Source organism: Thalassovita mangrovi, assembly GCF_009857745.1.
In the GTDB taxonomy this organism is placed as follows: domain Bacteria; phylum Pseudomonadota; class Alphaproteobacteria; order Rhodobacterales; family Rhodobacteraceae; genus Thalassobius; species Thalassobius mangrovi.
On sequence record NZ_WWEN01000002.1, the window covers coordinates 453622 to 471088 of the forward strand.

Annotated in this window: 20 protein-coding genes; 11 read left to right on the forward strand and 9 right to left on the reverse strand. The window is 57.7% G+C overall.

Annotation, left to right across the window (positions count from 1 at the left end; all coding sequences use genetic code 11):
- The first annotated feature begins 2 nt into the window (after positions 1–2).
- Together GR167_RS03935 and GR167_RS03940 are read left to right on the forward strand one after the other, a co-directional pair.
- Positions 3–1031 carry a response regulator gene (locus GR167_RS03935; protein WP_160972134.1) on the forward strand — a complete coding sequence of 343 codons (1029 nt, stop codon included), beginning with the start codon at positions 3–5 and terminating at the stop codon, positions 1029–1031.
- Between the two features lie 80 nt (positions 1032–1111).
- Positions 1112–1546, forward strand: coding sequence for a very short patch repair endonuclease (locus GR167_RS03940; RefSeq protein ID WP_370741242.1), 435 nt, complete (start codon positions 1112–1114; stop codon positions 1544–1546).
- Between the two features lie 16 nt (positions 1547–1562).
- Here GR167_RS03940 and GR167_RS03945 read toward each other — a convergent pair whose 3' ends face one another.
- Positions 1563–1790, reverse strand: coding sequence for a hypothetical protein (locus GR167_RS03945; RefSeq protein ID WP_160972135.1), 228 nt, complete (start codon positions 1788–1790; stop codon positions 1563–1565).
- A gap of 360 nt (positions 1791–2150) precedes the next feature.
- Here GR167_RS03945 and GR167_RS03950 point away from each other — a divergent pair, with 360 nt between their 5' ends.
- Together GR167_RS03950 and GR167_RS03955 are read left to right on the forward strand one after the other, a co-directional pair.
- Positions 2151–2483, forward strand: a complete 333-nt coding sequence (locus tag GR167_RS03950) for a hypothetical protein (protein WP_160972136.1) — start codon at positions 2151–2153, stop codon at positions 2481–2483.
- Between the two features lie 282 nt (positions 2484–2765).
- Positions 2766–2996 (forward strand): hypothetical protein, encoded by a 231-nt coding sequence (locus GR167_RS03955; RefSeq protein ID WP_160972137.1) that lies wholly within the window; start codon positions 2766–2768, stop codon positions 2994–2996.
- Between the two features lie 380 nt (positions 2997–3376).
- Here the strand turns inward: GR167_RS03955 and GR167_RS03960 are convergent, their stop codons facing one another.
- The 5 genes from GR167_RS03960 to GR167_RS03980 all read right to left on the reverse strand — a co-directional run bounded on the left by GR167_RS03960 (position 3377) and on the right by GR167_RS03980 (position 7685).
- Positions 3377–3595, reverse strand: coding sequence for a hypothetical protein (locus GR167_RS03960; RefSeq protein WP_160972138.1), 219 nt, complete (start codon positions 3593–3595; stop codon positions 3377–3379).
- Positions 3596–3713: 118 nt separating this feature from the next.
- On the reverse strand, positions 3714–5486 hold the full coding sequence (locus GR167_RS03965; protein WP_160972139.1) for a bifunctional DNA primase/polymerase: 1773 nt from the start codon (positions 5484–5486) through the stop codon (positions 3714–3716).
- Positions 5487–5509: 23 nt separating this feature from the next.
- Positions 5510–5734, reverse strand: coding sequence for a helix-turn-helix transcriptional regulator (locus tag GR167_RS03970; protein WP_160972140.1), 225 nt, complete (start codon positions 5732–5734; stop codon positions 5510–5512).
- Positions 5735–5851: 117 nt separating this feature from the next.
- On the reverse strand, positions 5852–6505 hold the full coding sequence (locus GR167_RS03975; protein WP_160972141.1) for a hypothetical protein: 654 nt from the start codon (positions 6503–6505) through the stop codon (positions 5852–5854).
- A complete protein-coding gene (locus tag GR167_RS03980) occupies positions 6468–7685 on the reverse strand; it encodes a tyrosine-type recombinase/integrase (RefSeq protein ID WP_235915834.1) in 1218 nt (405 codons plus the stop codon). The genes GR167_RS03975 and GR167_RS03980 overlap by 38 nt, the downstream gene beginning before the upstream one ends.
- 275 nt (positions 7686–7960) lie before the next feature.
- Here GR167_RS03980 and GR167_RS03985 point away from each other — a divergent pair, with 275 nt between their 5' ends.
- From GR167_RS03985 to GR167_RS04015, 7 genes are all read left to right on the forward strand, one after another.
- Positions 7961–8965: an HNH endonuclease signature motif containing protein gene (locus GR167_RS03985; protein WP_160972142.1), complete on the forward strand. Its 1005-nt coding sequence runs from the start codon at positions 7961–7963 to the stop codon at positions 8963–8965.
- Between the two features lie 21 nt (positions 8966–8986).
- Positions 8987–9628, forward strand: a complete 642-nt coding sequence (locus tag GR167_RS03990; RefSeq protein ID WP_160972143.1) for a DNA-binding transcriptional response regulator — start codon at positions 8987–8989, stop codon at positions 9626–9628.
- Entirely contained in the window at positions 9628–10242 is a 615-nt protein-coding gene (locus GR167_RS03995) for a hypothetical protein (RefSeq protein ID WP_160972144.1), read from the forward strand. Before GR167_RS03990 ends, GR167_RS03995 begins: the two co-directional genes overlap by 1 nt.
- Positions 10242–11114 (forward strand): hypothetical protein, encoded by an 873-nt coding sequence (locus tag GR167_RS04000; RefSeq protein WP_160972145.1) that lies wholly within the window; start codon positions 10242–10244, stop codon positions 11112–11114. The genes GR167_RS03995 and GR167_RS04000 overlap by 1 nt, the downstream gene beginning before the upstream one ends.
- A gap of 859 nt (positions 11115–11973) precedes the next feature.
- On the forward strand, positions 11974–13089 hold the full coding sequence (locus GR167_RS04005) for a DUF3734 domain-containing protein (protein WP_160972146.1): 1116 nt from the start codon (positions 11974–11976) through the stop codon (positions 13087–13089).
- An 88-nt stretch (positions 13090–13177) separates the two neighbouring features.
- Positions 13178–13960, forward strand: a complete 783-nt coding sequence (locus GR167_RS04010; protein WP_160972147.1) for a 3-hydroxybutyrate dehydrogenase — start codon at positions 13178–13180, stop codon at positions 13958–13960.
- A 64-nt stretch (positions 13961–14024) separates the two neighbouring features.
- Positions 14025–14537 carry a DUF1269 domain-containing protein gene (locus GR167_RS04015; RefSeq protein WP_160972148.1) on the forward strand — a complete coding sequence of 171 codons (513 nt, stop codon included), beginning with the start codon at positions 14025–14027 and terminating at the stop codon, positions 14535–14537.
- Between the two features lie 108 nt (positions 14538–14645).
- Here GR167_RS04015 and GR167_RS04020 read toward each other — a convergent pair whose 3' ends face one another.
- The 3 genes from GR167_RS04020 to GR167_RS04030 form a co-directional block, all read right to left on the reverse strand.
- Entirely contained in the window at positions 14646–15305 is a 660-nt protein-coding gene (locus GR167_RS04020; RefSeq protein WP_160972149.1) for a YfdX family protein, read from the reverse strand.
- Between the two features lie 108 nt (positions 15306–15413).
- Complete coding sequence (locus GR167_RS04025; RefSeq protein ID WP_160972150.1) at positions 15414–16778, reverse strand: sensor histidine kinase; 1365 nt, start codon at positions 16776–16778, stop codon at positions 15414–15416.
- A complete protein-coding gene (locus GR167_RS04030) occupies positions 16765–17442 on the reverse strand; it encodes a response regulator (RefSeq protein ID WP_160972151.1) in 678 nt (225 codons plus the stop codon). Before GR167_RS04030 ends, GR167_RS04025 begins: the two co-directional genes overlap by 14 nt.
- Positions 17443–17467: the final 25 nt, after the last annotated feature.

Consider the following 17467-nt stretch of genomic DNA (forward strand, 5'->3'; position numbering starts at 1 on the left):
ATTTGACTATAAAACTGTTGCTGGTGGAAGACGATGAAGGTGACCGTCAAGGCTTCGTACAAAGCGTGGCTCGTTTCAACCATGAGAACGGAGTCGAATTTGAGGTCATTCCTTTTGGCACATTGGGCGAAACTCTGAATGCTTTGGATGGCAGCTTTGACTGCGCTGTCATTGATATGAAGCTAGGCGATGCAGGCGGCGAAGGTAATGAGGTTCTTAAGGCTTTGAGCGAGGCGAATGTTCGCATGCCAGTTGTAATCCTTACCGGGACACCCGGCGAAGCCAATGATGCATTTGTTCACATTGATGTGCAGAAGAAGGGCGAGGCAGATCATCTTGTGATCCTTGAGGACTTTCGACAGGTGCATGCCTCGGGGCTGACTAAGGTAATGGGCGGGCGTGGGCTTCTTGAGCAGTCACTGAGCCATGTGTTCAAGTCCAATCTCCTTAACCAAAAAGAGGCTTGGAAGAAGTACGGGCAACAAGATCCCGAAAAATCCGAAAAGGCGCTGATGCGCCATGTCATGAATCATCTGATACAGTTAGTTGACCTTGACGAAGAAAGCTGCGTTCCGGAAGAGTTCTATATTTTTCCTCCGATAGGAGACTTAAAGAGAACCGGGACAGTGCTTAAATCCAAGGAAAGCGGAGCGTATTTTACCGTTATGAATCCGCTTTGCGATTTGACGGTCCGACCAAATGGAGAGTTTAAGGCAAGGCACATCACGCTTTGCAAGATTTCATCACTTGATGAATGCGCTGCACACGAGGCCAAGAGCAAGGAAAATGTTAGGAAGGAGTTGGAGAAGAACAAGCGGAACTGCTATCATTTTCTTCCAGGTACAGCCTTCTTTCAAGGAGGTTACATGGATTTTGAACACTTGATGTCTGTGGGAAAAGAGGAAGTTCAAGACCGGTTCGAAGAGCCGCTTCTTCAAATATCGCCTGCATTTTTGAAGGATATCGTATCGCGGTTTTCTTCTTTCTATGGAAGGCAGGGGCAGCCCACACTCACCTATGCCGAAGAGTGATCTGTTGAGAGCCACCGAGAGGTTAGTGCCCAAATCAGGTTTGTGAAGAAACACAGGGAAAGGATCGAAGGCGATAGCCAGTGATCAAGCCAAGCGAAATTAACGATGATTTCGGCTCCGTATCAGCGGCCCGTTCGTATAATATGTCTCGAATTGGGGCAAAGGATACAAAGCCGGAATTGATAGTCAGGCGAATACTGCACTCGATGGGCTACCGCTATAGACTGCACGCGCCAGAGTTGCCTGGCAAGCCAGACATTGTGTTCCGCCCTCGTAAGAAGGCTATTTTCGTTCATGGCTGCTTCTGGCATCGCCACCCAGGTTGCTCGAAAGCGACTACGCCTAAAACCAGGCAACAATTCTGGCAGGAAAAGTTCAGGAAGAATGTCCAGCGTGATCTTGCAGTGCTGCAACAGCTTTCGGACTTGGGGTGGTCGTGTTTGGTCGTATGGGAATGCGAAACGAGTGATGCCGACCAGCTTTCCAGTAGGTTGTCGGTTTTTTTGACTGATTGAGTCCCTAAGCTGCGGCCTAACCTTGCTCAGTGGAGCTTGGCGCTGACTTTCCCAAAACTTGCTTTGCTTCGCCGAGTGCCTTCGATCCCTTCACCCATTGCCACGGGGTGCGCGGCTTCCTTGCCTTCGCCAGTTCGGGGTTTGCCTTGGCGTCGCTGGCGGCGGCGCGCAGGCGCTCGCGGGCCTCGCGGGGATCAAGCTTGAGTTCGTCGCAGATGGCTTTGAGTGTCACGATGTCGGCCATGATGGTCTCCTAGGTTTCTGATGGAGATCGATAAGACGACCGGCGCTGACGTGTCAGGGATAACCCCAGCGCATCTTTAGCTTTTCTCGATCTGCTGCTATGACTGATCTCGACATGGCAGACGCAGCCATGTTGGGGCGTGGAAACCCCTCTCTGACTAGGCCGGGAAACTGGCTGAACACCTTTGACCTATGGTCGGGGCGTCTGTGTTATACAACAGGCTCCGGCTAAAGGCACAGGGTCCGTGGCAGAGCGGATTTCCAACACCCCGATCACCAGTCAACCGCGAGAGCGCTCGCAGATCGGGGCGCGGCGGAGTTCAAATTCTCGCAGTCGTATTGTTGGGAGGAGCGTGGCAGCTTGCCCGACGCCGCTGGTGTGTATGTGATTTCTCAACAAGCCAATCCCGTGCCGATCTACATTGGGTTGACCGCTGAAAAGAGGGGCCTTCGCGGACGCATATCGAAATTCCATCGTTCTGCCATCAACGGGGTCGGCAACCATGCGGGTGGTCGCACTTACCATCGGCTGTTCGGTGCTGAGGTGTCTGGTTTGTCGCTACGCTACCATCAGGTAGAAGACTTCAAGTTCGAAGCTAGCCTTTTCCACGCCTACGTGGCCGATGTCGAAAGACGGCTGATCTGGGAGGATGTCGAGGCGCAAGGGGCGTTGCCGGTGTGCAACTCGGAGTGATCTGCAACTAACCCCGAGCAGGGAGAGCGAAACGCACGCGCGGCGGCGTTGTGTTGAGCCAGGAACGCCGGGGCGTGCCTCGGGCATGGGTGATCCCGTCGCAATCCCGGCCGGCGCACTGCGCGCCGCGCTCATGGCGATCATCCCGGCATCTGCACAGACGCGGTGCATCGGCATGGCTACCCGTGTGGTCTCCCTCGACGGAACGGGAATTACCCTGACGGTCGATGGTCCCCGATCTTATTGCGCTGGCATTGAAACCAGCCAGCAAGGAAATCGGCAATGACGATACGTGCGACGTGGGCCTTCAACGGCCAGACGAAAATCATTTTGGGCAACTGGCACCGCCTGTGGTGCCTGCTGTTCGGCCCCCTGTACTACCTGTTCAAAGGCATGTTCCTGTGGACGATCTTGTCGCTGCTGACGGCCAACGGCCTGTGGATCGGCTTCCCCCTGTTCAACCGCGCCATCGTCCTGCGCCATTACCATCGCAAGGGGTGGGTTCAAGAATGACCGCCCAAGCAGTTTGCCACCCGAGCGGAACCCGGCGCGCCACGCCAAAACCCACCGTGAATGTGGACCGCATGAAAAGGCACGACAAATTGGCTCCGGTTCACGCCCGACAGACTGATAGATAGTCAACGGGTCGGTCTGACGTGTTCCGCGCACTGCCGGAAGCGGCACCGGCGAAAGGCAACCACAGGGGCATGGGGGGAGGCGTTTTTTTAACGGCGCGCGCCCTGTGGACGGGCAAGGGGTCATATCGACTGCCGAGGTTATCGGCCCTCAGCCGCTCGTTTCGTCATAGGTCATCCGCCAGTAGAGAATTGGGCGCAGGCCACCTCGGATGACAGCCCCCGCCATGATTTTAGTTTCTGAAGCTGATCTATGAGTCAGTTCAATTTCTGCCCATCGACACATCCATATTCGGAAAGCTCTTCGTCGCTCAGCATATCAAATGACATGTGGGCGTGTGCAATCTCAATCAAGATTTTCGCGATTTCCATACAGGTCAAATCGATCTGCAATTTTTCCTGCCGCTCCAACTCGATCTCAATAGCGTCAAAAATTGCATTTCCTAGTTGGGTTAGGTGTTCTGCACGTTCGGGCATTTTGTCCTCTTTCTCTTCCAATTTGCACTCGTCGGAGCGCGGTTTTTTGGGGGATGAACACTTGCTCAAAAATCCCACACGTGTGCGACTTCTGAGCAAGTGATGCTGGTGGCATGGTTCAGGGCAGCGCCCAAACAGAAGCTTTCCCGTCCTTCGACTTCACCACGCCGAGTGCTTCGCCCGCGCGCCGGAGGGTCGGGAGTGAAACCCCTTCCTCCTTGGCCCAGCCGTCTAGCACCTTCTTCTTGACCGGGCCTTTGCGCAGCACGCTTTCTAGCCACGCGGTCGCTGTGTCACGTTCCCGTGGTGGTCGTCCCCGTTCGGCCTCGGGAGGCGCGAGTAGTTCGCCCACCGTCAACTCAGGCTCACAGGCATGCCAATTCACGCGGGGATGCGAGCGCGGGCCAGTGCTCTGCATCTCGAACACGATTGTCGGCCCGGGTTCGGCATAGTTCGACTTGGCATGGGCTACCGCGCGCAAGCGCGGGTCGTCGGGATGCGGCGCGAGGATCAGGCCCGACCGCACTCGAGCCGATATCGAAATCGACCCGATACCTTGGTGCATGGCATGGTCAGCCCGCGCCTTCCGAAGGTGCCGCACGATCAGAATGGCCGTGTCGAAGTCGCGCGCCAACTGGTCGATCTGCACCATGAAGTGCATGGTCTCGGTGGCCTTGTTCCCGTCCGCACCTTCCTTCATGAAAGCGATGATCGGATCGATCACGACAAGGGCGGGCGTGTTTGCCGAAAGTTCTTGCCGGAGCAATGCCAAGCCGCGCTCGTCCAAGGAAAACGGCTCCTGTTGGAAACGCACCTTCGAGACATCGGCCCCGGCCTGCATGAGGCGGGGTTTGAGCACCCGCGACGGGTCGTCCTCAGCAGACATGAACAGGACCGAGCCTTTTTCGATGTCATCCACAAAAGGCGGGGGTTTCCCTGTCGTCACAGCGGCAGCAATAGCACAGGTGAAGGTGGATTTCCCTTGCCCCATATTCCCGTCGAGAACGGTCAGTGCGCCCTTCACGATATAGGGATACGCAAGGAACTGCGGGGTGGACTCTTCAATATCGCCCAAACAGCCGAAAGCTGCCTCGTGCCCGGCCTCGTATTTGCCGATGCTGGAGGCGATACGCTCGACTTCATCAACGTCGAGGGGCGGACTGCACGCCGCCGCGTTGATCGCCTGCAAAGCACCAGCGATGGCCGTTTCCGCCAACCCGCGAAACCTAAGTGATCCGGCAATCTTGGTCAGTTCATTGTTGCGGTTTCCCGCTTTGAAGGCCCCAACTGTGTCGAAACTCGCTGTGCGGGCTTTGTCGCGCCTCAACGTGTGCACGAAATCGGCAGGCAGCGCCGCCAAGCGGCCCACTCCGCGCTGAACGCGATACCGGTGACCGCATTTGTGCATACTGGGCGCGCCGACGAGATATCCGCTGGCATTGTCCTTGATATCTATGCCCTTAAGCGGAGCTTTCCTCTTGGGCAACGCTTCTGAGGCGCGGAAGTAGTAGTGCGTCCCGCGACCAGTGCGGACCGACAGAGTCGGTGACAGGTTCAGTTTCTTGAAGGTCTCGGCCCCCTCCGGTCCGTCAACATCGAGCACAACCAGCCCCGGCGGAAGGATCACGCCGAAGTTGGCCCGAGGGTACTTCTTGAACGCGCGGCGGATTTTTACCGCGTTGCTCGTGGCGCTGTGTTGTCCCTTCGGAAACAACTCCGCGATAGGGTGCTTGCCCGGGCTTTTGCAACCGGCCCTGCCACATGTGCATTGGCCGTCATCATCAATGCCATGTAGGGCGATGATTTTGCCGCCATGCCGCGCCCAAGCGAGCGCGGCTTTGACAACCGAGGACGACAACATGTCACCCTCGAAGCGAAATGCTTTTCGCATCTCAGTTCTCCTTGTCTGGGTGATCAGTAGTCGGCGTAGTGCGTGCGAGCGCGTTCTTCGGCGCGTTCCGCGAGCCAATCGCTCAATTCGGACATGAGCCAAGCGACTGTTGTGCCGCCGATCCGCACGCGACGCGGAAAACGCCCTCGTGCCTCGAGCCTCAACAATGTTGTGTTGCTCAGAGTTATGCCCATGCGTTTCAGATCGTCGCGTGTGACAAGCAGAGGTCTGTCTGTTTCGTCGTTCATGGATTTCCCTTTCGTCGGTTAGACAAAGGAGCCGGCTCCATGTTTGGACAACATATGACAGATTGAAACGCAGTGATATCAAAGGCGTAGCTAAAGCTGCGCTTTGGTTGCGCAGGTTTATCGGTTGCCTCGCAGTTTCGCGACTTCGTCCAACACGTTCCCCGAAAACTTGAAATTGGTGCCGAACACTTCCTGCGCACAGGCTTTCAGAAAGGCATGATACTCGCTGCTAGGGTTCGGTGTTCGGTCATAACCGCCGCGTGTGGGCTGGGCGTTCGGGAAGTTTCGTTCAAATACGTCTGCGAGCGCGTTTGCGAAATCAATCTTGAACTCTTGCGAAATCGCCGAACCTTTTCGTTTTCGATCATCCAAGATCTCGAAAAGATCGCGGGCTCGGTTGCTGAGTTTGGTCAATTCTTCAATGAGTGCGTGCCGGTTCGGCGAAGGCGAAGGCAGTTCATCAGGCCATTCCGACAGAAGGGTCAGGCTTTCATCGGAAAGTGCCTCGATCAACTTCTCGGCAGGACGCACAACCGAACTCGTGATCTTTCGCTTTCTGGCGTCAGGCGTCTGTGACTCTGGCCCACCTTGAACGCCGAGAGGACTGGACATAGCCGCGACCCAAAAGACTTTTGCGATGGTTCGAAGTTCATCAGCTAGGCGCCTTCGGTCGGTTTTGTCATCCGCCCCACCAATGCGGCACAGCCGATCAATTGCTTTTTGCGGGAAGAACTCAGGCGCTTGTGGCAGTGGTCGATCCAGCCACCCCAACTCGAGGTACTTCAGATAATAAGGCTGATCTGGTGACTTTTTTGACATGGCTATTCCAAAGCTCAAGCGCCTCGCGCTTTTCGTCGGCATATGAATAGACATTGTAGATAGCGGCCACGCCCGAGACCACACCCGTCTTGTGGTTGAGCAGCGCCTCGGTCACGGGCTGCGGGACGCCCAGCATTGCCATGTTGGTGGACATCGTGCGGCGCAGGTCGTGGATGATCCAAGGCTCCGTGCCTTCGGGCAGCGCCTTGTCGAGCCGGTCTTTCAGGCGACCGAAGCCCGACACGGGCGACTTTCCGGTGGTCGTGAACACGTAGTCCGACCCGAGGAACCTCGGCACCCTGCGCAGCACGTCCAACATCGCGCCGGTGATCGGGACGGTATGCTGCCTGCCGTTCTTGGCGCGCTGCGAAGGCAGGGTCCACAGGCGTTTTTCGAGGTCGAGTTCCGACCATCGCATCTCGGCGACCTCGGCGCGCCTCTGGCCGCTCAGGATCAACAGCTTCATGCAATCCCCGAAAGGATAGCCTTCGGCGTCACAGGCTGCCCATAGCGCGCCCAGCTCATCGTCTGTCAGCACGCGCTCGCGCGACCGTTCCTTGGACAGCGGTTTCATCCCGGCGATGGGGGAGGCATCGATCATGCCGCGCTCGACACACCAGCCCATCAGGTGCTTGAGGTGGGCGAGCGCGCGGTTCGCGCTGACCGGCGCGGATTTGTGGATCACGTCGCAGGCTTTCACGACATCGGCCCGTTTGATCTCGTCGATCCGTTTGCCGTGCAGGGTCGTGAACTTCGCCAGCAGGGCTTCCTTGCGCTTCCAGTCGCGGTTGTGAACCTTGGCGTGCTTCTCGATGTAGTCGGGGATCACGTCGCCTAGCGTCGGCTTGGTATCGATCTCAATGCCGGTGCGATCCTCGAAGCGGCCCGTCTCGATTTCGTATAGGATCTGGTGCACCCGTTCCCGAGCATCGGCAAGCGAAACGATTGGGTAGCGACCAATAGGTAGACGCCGCATTCTCCCGTTGATGCGCTTATGCAGGCTGAACGTCTTGGTGCCGGATTTGCTGATGCGCAGGACGAGACCCGGCATCAACTCGTCCCGAAAATCGAGACGCTTGGACGGGTTCGGCTTCTGGCCTTCGATGAACTTGGAGGTGAGCTTGCGTTTCATAAGCCCATGATAAGATGGGCGGACGAGCCACGTCAGGGACAATCCTAGATGCGTTGAGGCGAGATGTCTCGCTCTGCACTGGCGGTCTGGTGAGCTTGGTGCTCTTGGACGACTTCAATCGTTGGTTGACTCAGTGTCTGTTTGCACGACATTCTTCGGTTGCGTTTCAGAGCATAAGGCAGCGCCTGACGCCGTGTTTCATGTCTGCCAACAACAACCGGCACCAGATCGAGTAGTCTGGGGAAGGCCGAGGCAATTTTGCACTGGAGAGTGTGATGCCATCTTTGGACCAATCGAATTTTCCAGTGGGCGATCAAGATAACCTGCTTGAAATTTACGAAAACGAAATCGAAGTTGAATATCGAGGTGAGCGGTATCTCGTTCGCGATAACGGCGCGGTTTATCGCTTCAATGAGTATCGAAAGCGCGCCCGCCCACTGGACAAAACGTGGACCTTCGGGCGCCAAAATCCGACAACCGGTTATCAATATCTTGCAGGTGCCCCCGTTCACCGCATTGTTTGTTCTGCATTCCACGGAGAACCACCCACAGATCAGCACGTTGTGGATCACATCGATACCAATCGAGCGAACAACCGACCGGAAAACCTTCGATGGCTGACGAGATTAGAAAACGCCTTGTTGAATGAGATCACCGCGCGACGCATCGAACTGGTTTACGGTTCAATCGAGGCTTTCTTAGCTGATCCGTCAAAGATCCAAAGTGAGGCTTCCTATCCAGACGTATCGTGGATGCGAACTGTATCAAAGGACGAGGCCGCCAAGACAAAGGCACGCTTCGAAACGTGGGCACAAAGCGGTTCGGTTCCTAGCGGAGGCGCAATTGGTGAATGGCTGTACGGTACTTCTGAACGTGCGGATTTTGAGCCGGACCCAGAAGAGTACGAGTCTCTCTCCCCTTCGGTCATCCAAGTTCGCTGGCGGGTACCAACGGAGTTTCCTGAATGCCCATCGGAGGTGACCGACGATGCACTAGAGCACTATGCCGAGAACCTTGTGTTTGGCAAAGTCTTCGCACGAAACGACATTTACCAAAGCTTGGTTGTTCAGCGTTCTCTTGTCGAAGATGCTTTGATCGTCATCACCCACAATCCCGGCCCCAACGTAATCAAGGATTGGGCAGTCGCACAGATTTTCGTTCGTGGCGAGTTCTTCTACCATCGCAGTGAACATCAGTATTTTTCTTTGCAAGGTGCGCTAAAGACATTTTGCGAGCTGACCGGGGACAGCTATGAGGACTGTATGGATGACTACTGTTGATTGGACGCGGGAGTGAGATTTTTGGACATTCGGATTTCCTTTTCAAGCCCAGAGAGTGGCTTTCAATGGTCTGACTTGCTGCCGTACACACCCCATCTTTTATGGGCACTTTTCTTTGCCTCTGTATTTTTCATCGTCGGGCCAAGAACCATTAGAGCCGCCTTTTCCCGGGCGACAAAGCTAGGGTTCGCCGGGGTTGAGTTGGAGTTGTCAGGGGAGGTGCAGGAGGCTGCAGAAGCAAGGGATATCACACTACCGGCAGGCTTGCGGGATCAATTGGCCCGAAGAATGAGAACGATTGGGCCGCTGCTAAGGTCGTCGCGGATTTTGTGGATCGATGATAATCCTACTAACAATATCCCCGAAATAAAAATTTTGCAGAAACTCGGCATGCTCATTGATCTTGCGAAAACGGACGAAGAAGCGCGCAGGAAAATGGAAGGCGCGATCTATGATATCGTGATCTCTGATATCGGACGCGAAAACGATGGGGAGGCTGGTCTCAAGCTGTTGCCAGAAATTCTATCCTCTGTTTCTAGTCCCTTCGTTATATTCTATGTCGGGGTGCAGCGCGACATGCCTCAGGGGGCATTCGGACTGACTATTCGTCCTGATGAACTGTTTAATCTGATACTTGATGCGACAGAGAGGCGTAAGGGCTGATGTATATCCAGAAATGCGTAAAAGGGATTGCCGGTGACACTTCTGGTAAGAATGGCCTCACGCAATCTGAAGCACAGGAAGTGATAAGTCAGGACCATGGCATCATGTCGAATTGGTGGAGAAGGGAGCGTAGTATTACTCCCCAAATGGTTGCGGACGTACTGACATCGCACAATTTGGATCGCCATTTGCACGATTATCAGAACTTCGGTGATGAAACGCCGTTTATCTCTTTGGCTAGTGGTGCAGTTGAAAGAAATACCATTCTTCAACAGAATTTTGCTTACTCTGCCATCGATACGGCCTTGCAGTTTGCCACAGATGACTGGACGAGGCCGGGGGCATTGTTCTTTTGCTGGGTGGCTACGAGCCACTACCCCGCGGTTGAGGTCAGCAATGTTGCGGAGGCGGTACGAGACATAAATATCTACCAAAGATGGTCGCCCTACCAGCTAGAAGGCGAATTAACAGCCAAGGTTCACATACCGTCTAATCAAATCGAGCGAGTTGAATGGTGGGACCCTGGTCATGGCCATTGGCGGCCGCAGCACACATGGTCGAATCCAAAGTATGTTGAGCCTGATGTCCTGAGCAACATTCGGGAGCTTTTCTGATGCATGACGAAGGTTTTGGGATCGAACCCGAAAGGCTTAAAAACCGGCTAAAATTTCTAATAGGTCGCGCTGAGGTCCATACAGAGTTCAGGCGGCAGGGTTATGAACATCAAGCGATTGCAGCGACTGCATACCGTGATGCCGCATCGATTGCGCTGCTTCTCGAAGACACCAACAAAGCCCGTGATCTTCTCCAAAAAGCTGGTACCGGTTTCCTGGAACTTGGGCTTATTCATGGCGCTGTACTCCTCGAATTGTCGGGAGGACCAAAAGTCTTTTCTTCGCTAGAAGATTACAGTGACCTCATTGATGGCGTCAGAGGCCAAAAACGTTTGGATGACGAAGGAGAACGCTTTATACGCCCCCTGGAAAACTCGGCGCGAACGACGACTAGTCAATTGTTCGCACTGTATCAGGTTGAGTGTTTGCGTGATGGGTTGTCCTCAAAAGAAAGCAGCGAGGATCCGTTTCGGCGAGCACTGGAGCGTCGCGCAGGCTTCCAAGTTGGTGTGACAGGTCTCTCCATTGATAGCTACATGCGAATGGGACAGGAACTTATTGACCCGTTGGAAAGTAAGCTTGGACTTGACCGCCCCTTCCTTTTGCGAAGCGTTGAAACGATTGCAAGTACTCGTTTTGAGGCAATCCAATCCGCAATGAAAGACAGCTATCATTGGCAGCGAATATTGCGGCCCTCCGCTTTGCTGGATTTCGACACGTTGGTATTGGGCTCCTTAGCGCTGTCTAGCGACTTTGGTCTTGGCCCATTCGACCGGTTACTTAGCGACGAGGTCCCGTATCTCAGTGCTCCAATTCGGGCAGCAAAGCTGCTACGACAAGGACCTGAGCAACAACCTCTTAGCACGTACTAAGCATTGCGCTTGGGTATCACTGGGGTAGCAGGAGCAGCGTGCTTGACCGCTCCGGCGTGAGACGGGTAGAGATGATCTGCCAAGCGCAAAGATCAAGGTTTTCAATCCGCTACGTTGCAGGTTGAGCGATCCTGAAACAGCGTGCGCAGATCAACAGACCAATTGAAAATCCTCGTGTCGGTGGTTCGATTCCGCCCCCGGGCACCATTTTATCAGATGTAAGTTGCTGATTTATCTGCAATAAATTTTGCAGAAGCGGCAAGCTACGTCACACATTCCGTACACAATCAGCCGCAATGGGACCTTCTGCTGCGATCGAGAACGCCCAAACACCGGGAAGCGCTTTGCGGCCATCCATTCGCCTGAAGCTCGGGGTTGACGCGTCTCAAATCGAAACGATGGCCCAGCAATTGGCCAACCTGCGTGACGAAAGTTTTCGTTGCGGGTGCAAATCTGCGGCCTGTTTGTTGGCCGGTCGTAAGGGCGCCGGTGCATAACGGGCGGGAACCGGACATTCGCGATGCTTGGCGTGAGGGTCAGCTGAGCGGACAGAACCGACGTGGAGATACCAATTCATTAGATCGAAACCAGCTTGCTCAATAGCGGGGGGCTGCGCAAGTGCGGCAGACGCAAAACCGTTAAGGTCAGCGAAGGATAGTCCAGTCATTTGCTTTTACTAGCGCTGTAAAAAACCAATCAGTCGCGCTGGCGCCTGACGTCTCGGGAGGCGGAACTTTTCCCTCTCCCCGAGGTTACGGATTTGTAAATTTCGGACAAGCTCGGCGCCTGTTTCACGCCCCATATCCACTTCGAAAAGTCGTCAACGCGCCCTGTCGGGCACTGCGGTCGGAGCGGAGAGATGGGCAAATCGGAACATACGATCCTGGTACTTCAGGGCGGCGGCGCCTTGGGGGCCTACCAGGCCGGCGCTTACGAGAAACTCAGCGAACGAGGCAAGGAACCGGCCTGGGTCGCAGGCATCTCGATCGGCGCGACAAACGCCGCGATCATCTGCGGCAACCCGCCCGAGCGGCGGGCCGAAAGGTTGCGGAAGTTCTGGCACCGGGTGACGCTGGGACCGTCCTGCCTGCCGTGGCTTCAGGGGGCAAAGGCGCGGGCGGCCTATGGCGAAATGGTCGCCGACACAGTCGTGTTTTCGGGCACACCCGGTTTTTTCCGCCCGCGCCTTCCGGCGGCCTATCTGCCGTTCGGCGCCGAACCGCCGCTCAGCTATTACGATACCACGCCGCTCAGGCGAACGCTCGAGGACCTGGTCGATTTCGACTATCTGAATGCCTCCGGGCCGCGGCTGAGCATCGGCGCGGTCGATCTGGAAACCGCCAATTTCACCTATTTCGACAGCGCCCGGATGCGGATCGGCCCCGAACACATCATGGCCAGCGGCGCGCTGCCGCCGGGTTTCGCGCCGGTCGAAATCGAGGGGCGGCAATACTGGGATGGCGGGCTGGTGTCGAACACTCCGCTGCAATTCGTCATGGACAATCTCGGCGCCGATCCGGTCTGCATCTTCCAGGTGGACGTGTTCAGCGCCCGCGGCGAGGCGCCGAAAAACCTTGTCGAGGTCGCCCTGCGGGAAAAGGACATCCGCTATTCCAGCCGCACCCGCCTGACCACCGACCGCTATCGCCAGCTGCACGACATACATGCCGCCGCCGAACGGCTGGCGGAAAAGCTGCCCGAGGGGATGCAAGGTGATCCCGATCTCGCCTATCTGCGCGGCCTGCGCCCGGCGGCCCCGATCACGCTGGTGCACCTGATCCACCGCAAGGAACAGTTCGAAAGCCAGGCCAAGGATTACGAGTTTTCCCGCCTGTCGATGCAGGCGCATTGGAACGCGGGCGCCGCCGATACCCTGCGCAGCCTGGACCACGCCGCCTGGAAGACGCGCGGCAAGGGCGGTGGTTTGCAGGTCTTCGATTTCTGCACCTTCCCCGAAAAAGGAGCTGCGGCATGAAACCCACAGACGGGCCTCTCTGCTCATCCCCGCAGCGGCACCGACGCAAAGCCAGTCATTTTCAACATAAGAAGCAATGGAGAACACCATGAAACTGAAAGACAAAATTTGCATCATCACCGGCGGCGCCAGCGGCATCGGCTATGGCATCGCCGAACGGTTCATCGCCGACGGCGCGCGCGTTGCCATCGCCGACCTGAATGGGACCAGCGCGCAAGAGGCCGCCAGGAAACTGACCGCCAAAGGCCCCGGCAGCGCGATCGGGATCGAAATGAACGTGGCCGACGAAGACATGGTGAATGCCGGCGTCGACAGGGTGGTCGCGCAATGGGGCCGGGTCGACGTTCTGGTGTCGAACGCCGGCATCCAGATCGTGCACAAGATCGAGGACTTCCCCTTTGCCGAATGGAAAAAGCTGCTGTCGATCCATCTCGATGGCGGCTTCCTGACCTCGAAAGCCTGCATCCCGCATATGAAGAAGGCCGGCGGCGGGTCGATCATCTTCATGGGATCGGTGCATTCCAAGGAAGCCTCGCCGCTGAAATCGGCCTATGTGACGGCCAAGCACGGGCTGCTGGGGCTGGCGCGCGAAATCGCCCGGGAAGGCGCGGATTACGGCGTGCGCACCAACGTGATCTGTCCCGGTTTCGTGAAAACGCCGCTGGTCGAAAAACAGATCCCCGAACAGGCGCATGACCTGGGGATTTCCGAACAGGACGTGGTCGAAAAGATCATGCTGGGCGAAACCGTCGACAAGGAATTCACCACCATCGCGGACGTGGCCGAAGTGGCGCATTTCTTTGCCGCGTTCGAAAGCAACGCGCTGACCGGTCAGTCGCTAGTGGCCAGCCACGGCTGGTACATGAACTGACCCCTGGCTGCTCGTATCGCACATACCGGCGGCATTCCCGCCTCAACACGAAGGAGACCTGAAAATGGCTGAACTCATCGTCATCGAATACAAGGATCATGACAGCGCCGAGACCGCCCGCAATGAGCTGTTCGACATGGCGCGCGAATACCTGGTGAACGTGGCCGATGCGGTCGTGGCGACCGCCGACCAGAACGACAAGATCAAGCTGAGCCAGATGGTGAACGCCTGGTCCGCCGGGGCGGCCGGCGGGGCATTCTGGGGCCTGCTGATCGGCTTTTTGTTCTTCAACCCGCTGCTGGGCATCACCGTCGGGGCCGGCGCCGGGGCGCTGGCCGGGGCGCTGTCCGATTACGGGATCAACGACCAGTTCATGAAGGACGTGGCCGATATCCTGAAACCCGGCCAGGCAGCCTTGTTCATCATGATGCGGACCGAAGCTTCGGACCGGGTGATCGAACAGCTGGGCGCCAAGGGCGGCAAGATCCTGCGGACCAACCTGGATCGCGACGCCGAAAACCATCTGCGCAAGGCGTTCGATCGGGCGCACGAGGACCTGAACAAGCAGGCCGCCTGAGGCACGGGCGGGCGCATCGCGCCTGCCCCCTTCCCCCCGGGACAAAAGAAAGCGACCGCGCGATGTTCGCGCGGTCGCTATTTTGTCGGGGAAATTCGTGGCGCTGGATCAGCCCGCGGCGCCCTGCTGCGGAATCGCGTCGATTGTGAAACCGCGCACGATCACCGAGTCGTTGATCGCCTTGAGATCCAGGTTGGCGGCGTAATAATTGCCGTCCTCGATATCGCCAAGCGCCCCGTCGAGCGAGGCGATCGTCGCCTCGTAAGGCAGCATGGCGGTTTCGACCTGGACCTCGATATCGGCCGCGTTCAGCGCGGTGACCGCCGCATCCGGGTTCTCGTCCGTGAACAGGTCGATGGCCTTTTTCACCACGTCCTTGTTGGCATCGGTATCGGTGAAATCCTCGGTGAGGCTCATCGACATGTCGAACGGCAGGAAATTGGTATCCGAGTCGACATCGGTGAAATCGCGCATCATCAGGCCCGCGAAATCGGATTCGGCGCTGAGCAGGGATTCCCGCGCCGCTTCGACCGAAGCCTTGGCGTAGGGGACGTCGCCATCGAACAGGGCGACACGTGCCGCGCGCACCTGGGCGACGGCATTGCCGGCCTCGTCTGCGGTTTTCAGCATCCGGTGCTGGGTTTGATACGGGGCCTCGGATATGGCTGTCGTGGCCTGGGCGAATGCCCCGCCGGACGTGAGGCCAAGTGCGGAAACGCCCATGCCGACGGCAAGAGTAACGCTCCGCGACAGTTTCGGGATTGTCATGGCTCTTCTCCTTTTGATCGATTGTCGTACGTGACGATGACGATATGGGCCCGGGTTTTGACGGGCCGTTTTCGGCGTCCTTACAAAGATGACAGGTTTGCCCGGCCCTTACTCGGGCGCGGGAAAGCAGGCCGTGACCCTGAGCCCGGGGCCGTTATCGGCCAGGCGCAATTCGACCCCGTGCCGGTCCGCGATGGTCTTGACCAGCGCCAGGCCCAGCCCGGTTCCGTCCGACGACCGGCTGGCATCGGCGCGGAAGAAATGCAGTAGCGCGTTTTCCCTCTCTGTGTCGGGAATGCCGGGGCCGTTGTCGGCGACCTCGAGGCAGACGCGGCGGTTCACCCGCCCGACGCCCAGCGTGATCTGCGTGCCCTTCGGGCAGTGGGACACCGCGTTTTGCAGCAGGTTGACGATCATCTGGCTCAGCATCCCGGCATCGCCGCGCACGCTCAGGTCTTGCCCCCGGTCGATCCACAGCGACAGCGACTGGCCGCTTTCCTCGGCCACAACTTCGAAGGTTTCGCCCAGGTCCGCGGCCATCTCGGCCAGATCGACCCTTTGCATCACCCCTTCGGCCTGTCCGGCCTCGATCCGGGCGATGCGCAGGATGGTTTCGAAGATGTCGGACAGGCGCGACAGTTCATGCCGGGTCTCTTCCAGGTCGTCCAGCGGATCGGCCCCCGCCTCGGCCTTGGCGATGGCCCGCTCAAGCTGCAGATAGGACCGCGCCAAAGGGCGCTTGAGATCATGCGCAATCGCCGCGGCGCTGGATTTCGTCGATACCATCAGGTCGGACAGGCGCGACAGGTGCAGGTTCATCGTCCGCGACACCCGGTCGATCTGATCGTTTTCCGCCGACACCGGCAGCCGTGCATCGGTATCGCCCGCGGCGACGGTTTCCAGCGTGTCGGCCATCTTTTCAAGCTTGACCTGCATCGCCCGCCCCATCCGGTAGCCGATGGTGATGAAGACCAGCGTCATCACCGCGCCCACCGCCAGCAACACCCGCAGCGTCGTCGCCTCCATGCTGTCGATGATGCCGATATTCTGCCCGACGATAAGCTCGAAGTCCCCGACCGGCACCGAGGTCAGATAGTAAAGCCCGGCAAAGTCGCTTTGCCCCGGCAGCGCCAGCTGGCGCGTGGTCCAGCCCTCGAAGCCCGGGCCTGCATCGACCAGGCCGCTGAGCGTGTTTCCTGCCGCATCCCGCAAAGCGACAACAAGATGCGCGCGCGCATAGAGCGGCGAAATATTGGCGACGGCCGCCATCAGCGCGTCGGGTCCGTCGATGTCGTGGATGCTTTGCAGATCGGCGATCGTCGCCTCCACCTGCATCCGGATTTCCGCGCGCAGCTGGGTTTTGATGTAGTGGTTGGCCAGCACCCCGACGACGGCCAGCGTCAGGATGAAAACAAGGGTGCCGTACAGCGTCGCCCGGAACGACCCGCCGGAAAAGACGCTACCGCGGTCCATGCATCGTGTATCCCATGTTCCGGATCGTGTGGATCAGCGGCACCTCGAACGGCTTGTCGATCTTGCTGCGCAACCGGCTGATATGGGTTTCGACCACGGTGGTGTTCGGTTCGAAATTGAAGTTCCACACCCGCTCCAGCAGCATGGTGCGGGTGACCACCCGCCCGGCATTGCGCATCAGGATTTCGAGCAGGGCGAATTCCTTCGATTGCAGCTCGATCACCTGCCCCTGTCTCCGCGCGGTGCGGGACAGAAGGTCAAGCGTCAGGTCATGCACCTTGAGTTCGGGCACATCCGCCGTTTCGGTCTTGCGCCGGGTCAGCGACACGATGCGGGCCAGCAGTTCGGAGAAGTGAAACGGCTTGGTGAGGTAGTCGTCGGCCCCGCCTTCCAGCCCCTCGACCCGGCTGTCGACATCGCCAAGCGCGGTCAGCATCAGCACCGGTACCGACTTTCCCGCCGCCCGCAGCGCCTTGACCACCGACAGCCCTTCCATGCCCGGCATCATCCGGTCCAGCACGGCAACGTCGCAATCGTTGTACATGCAATAGCTCAGCGCGTCGCGGCCATCGCTGACATGATCGACGCTGTGACCGTTTTCCTCGAGCCCGGAGGTGACGAATTCCGCGACCTTCGGGTCATCTTCGGCAAGCAGGATCTTCATGGGCAATCTCGATCCAATCTGTTCG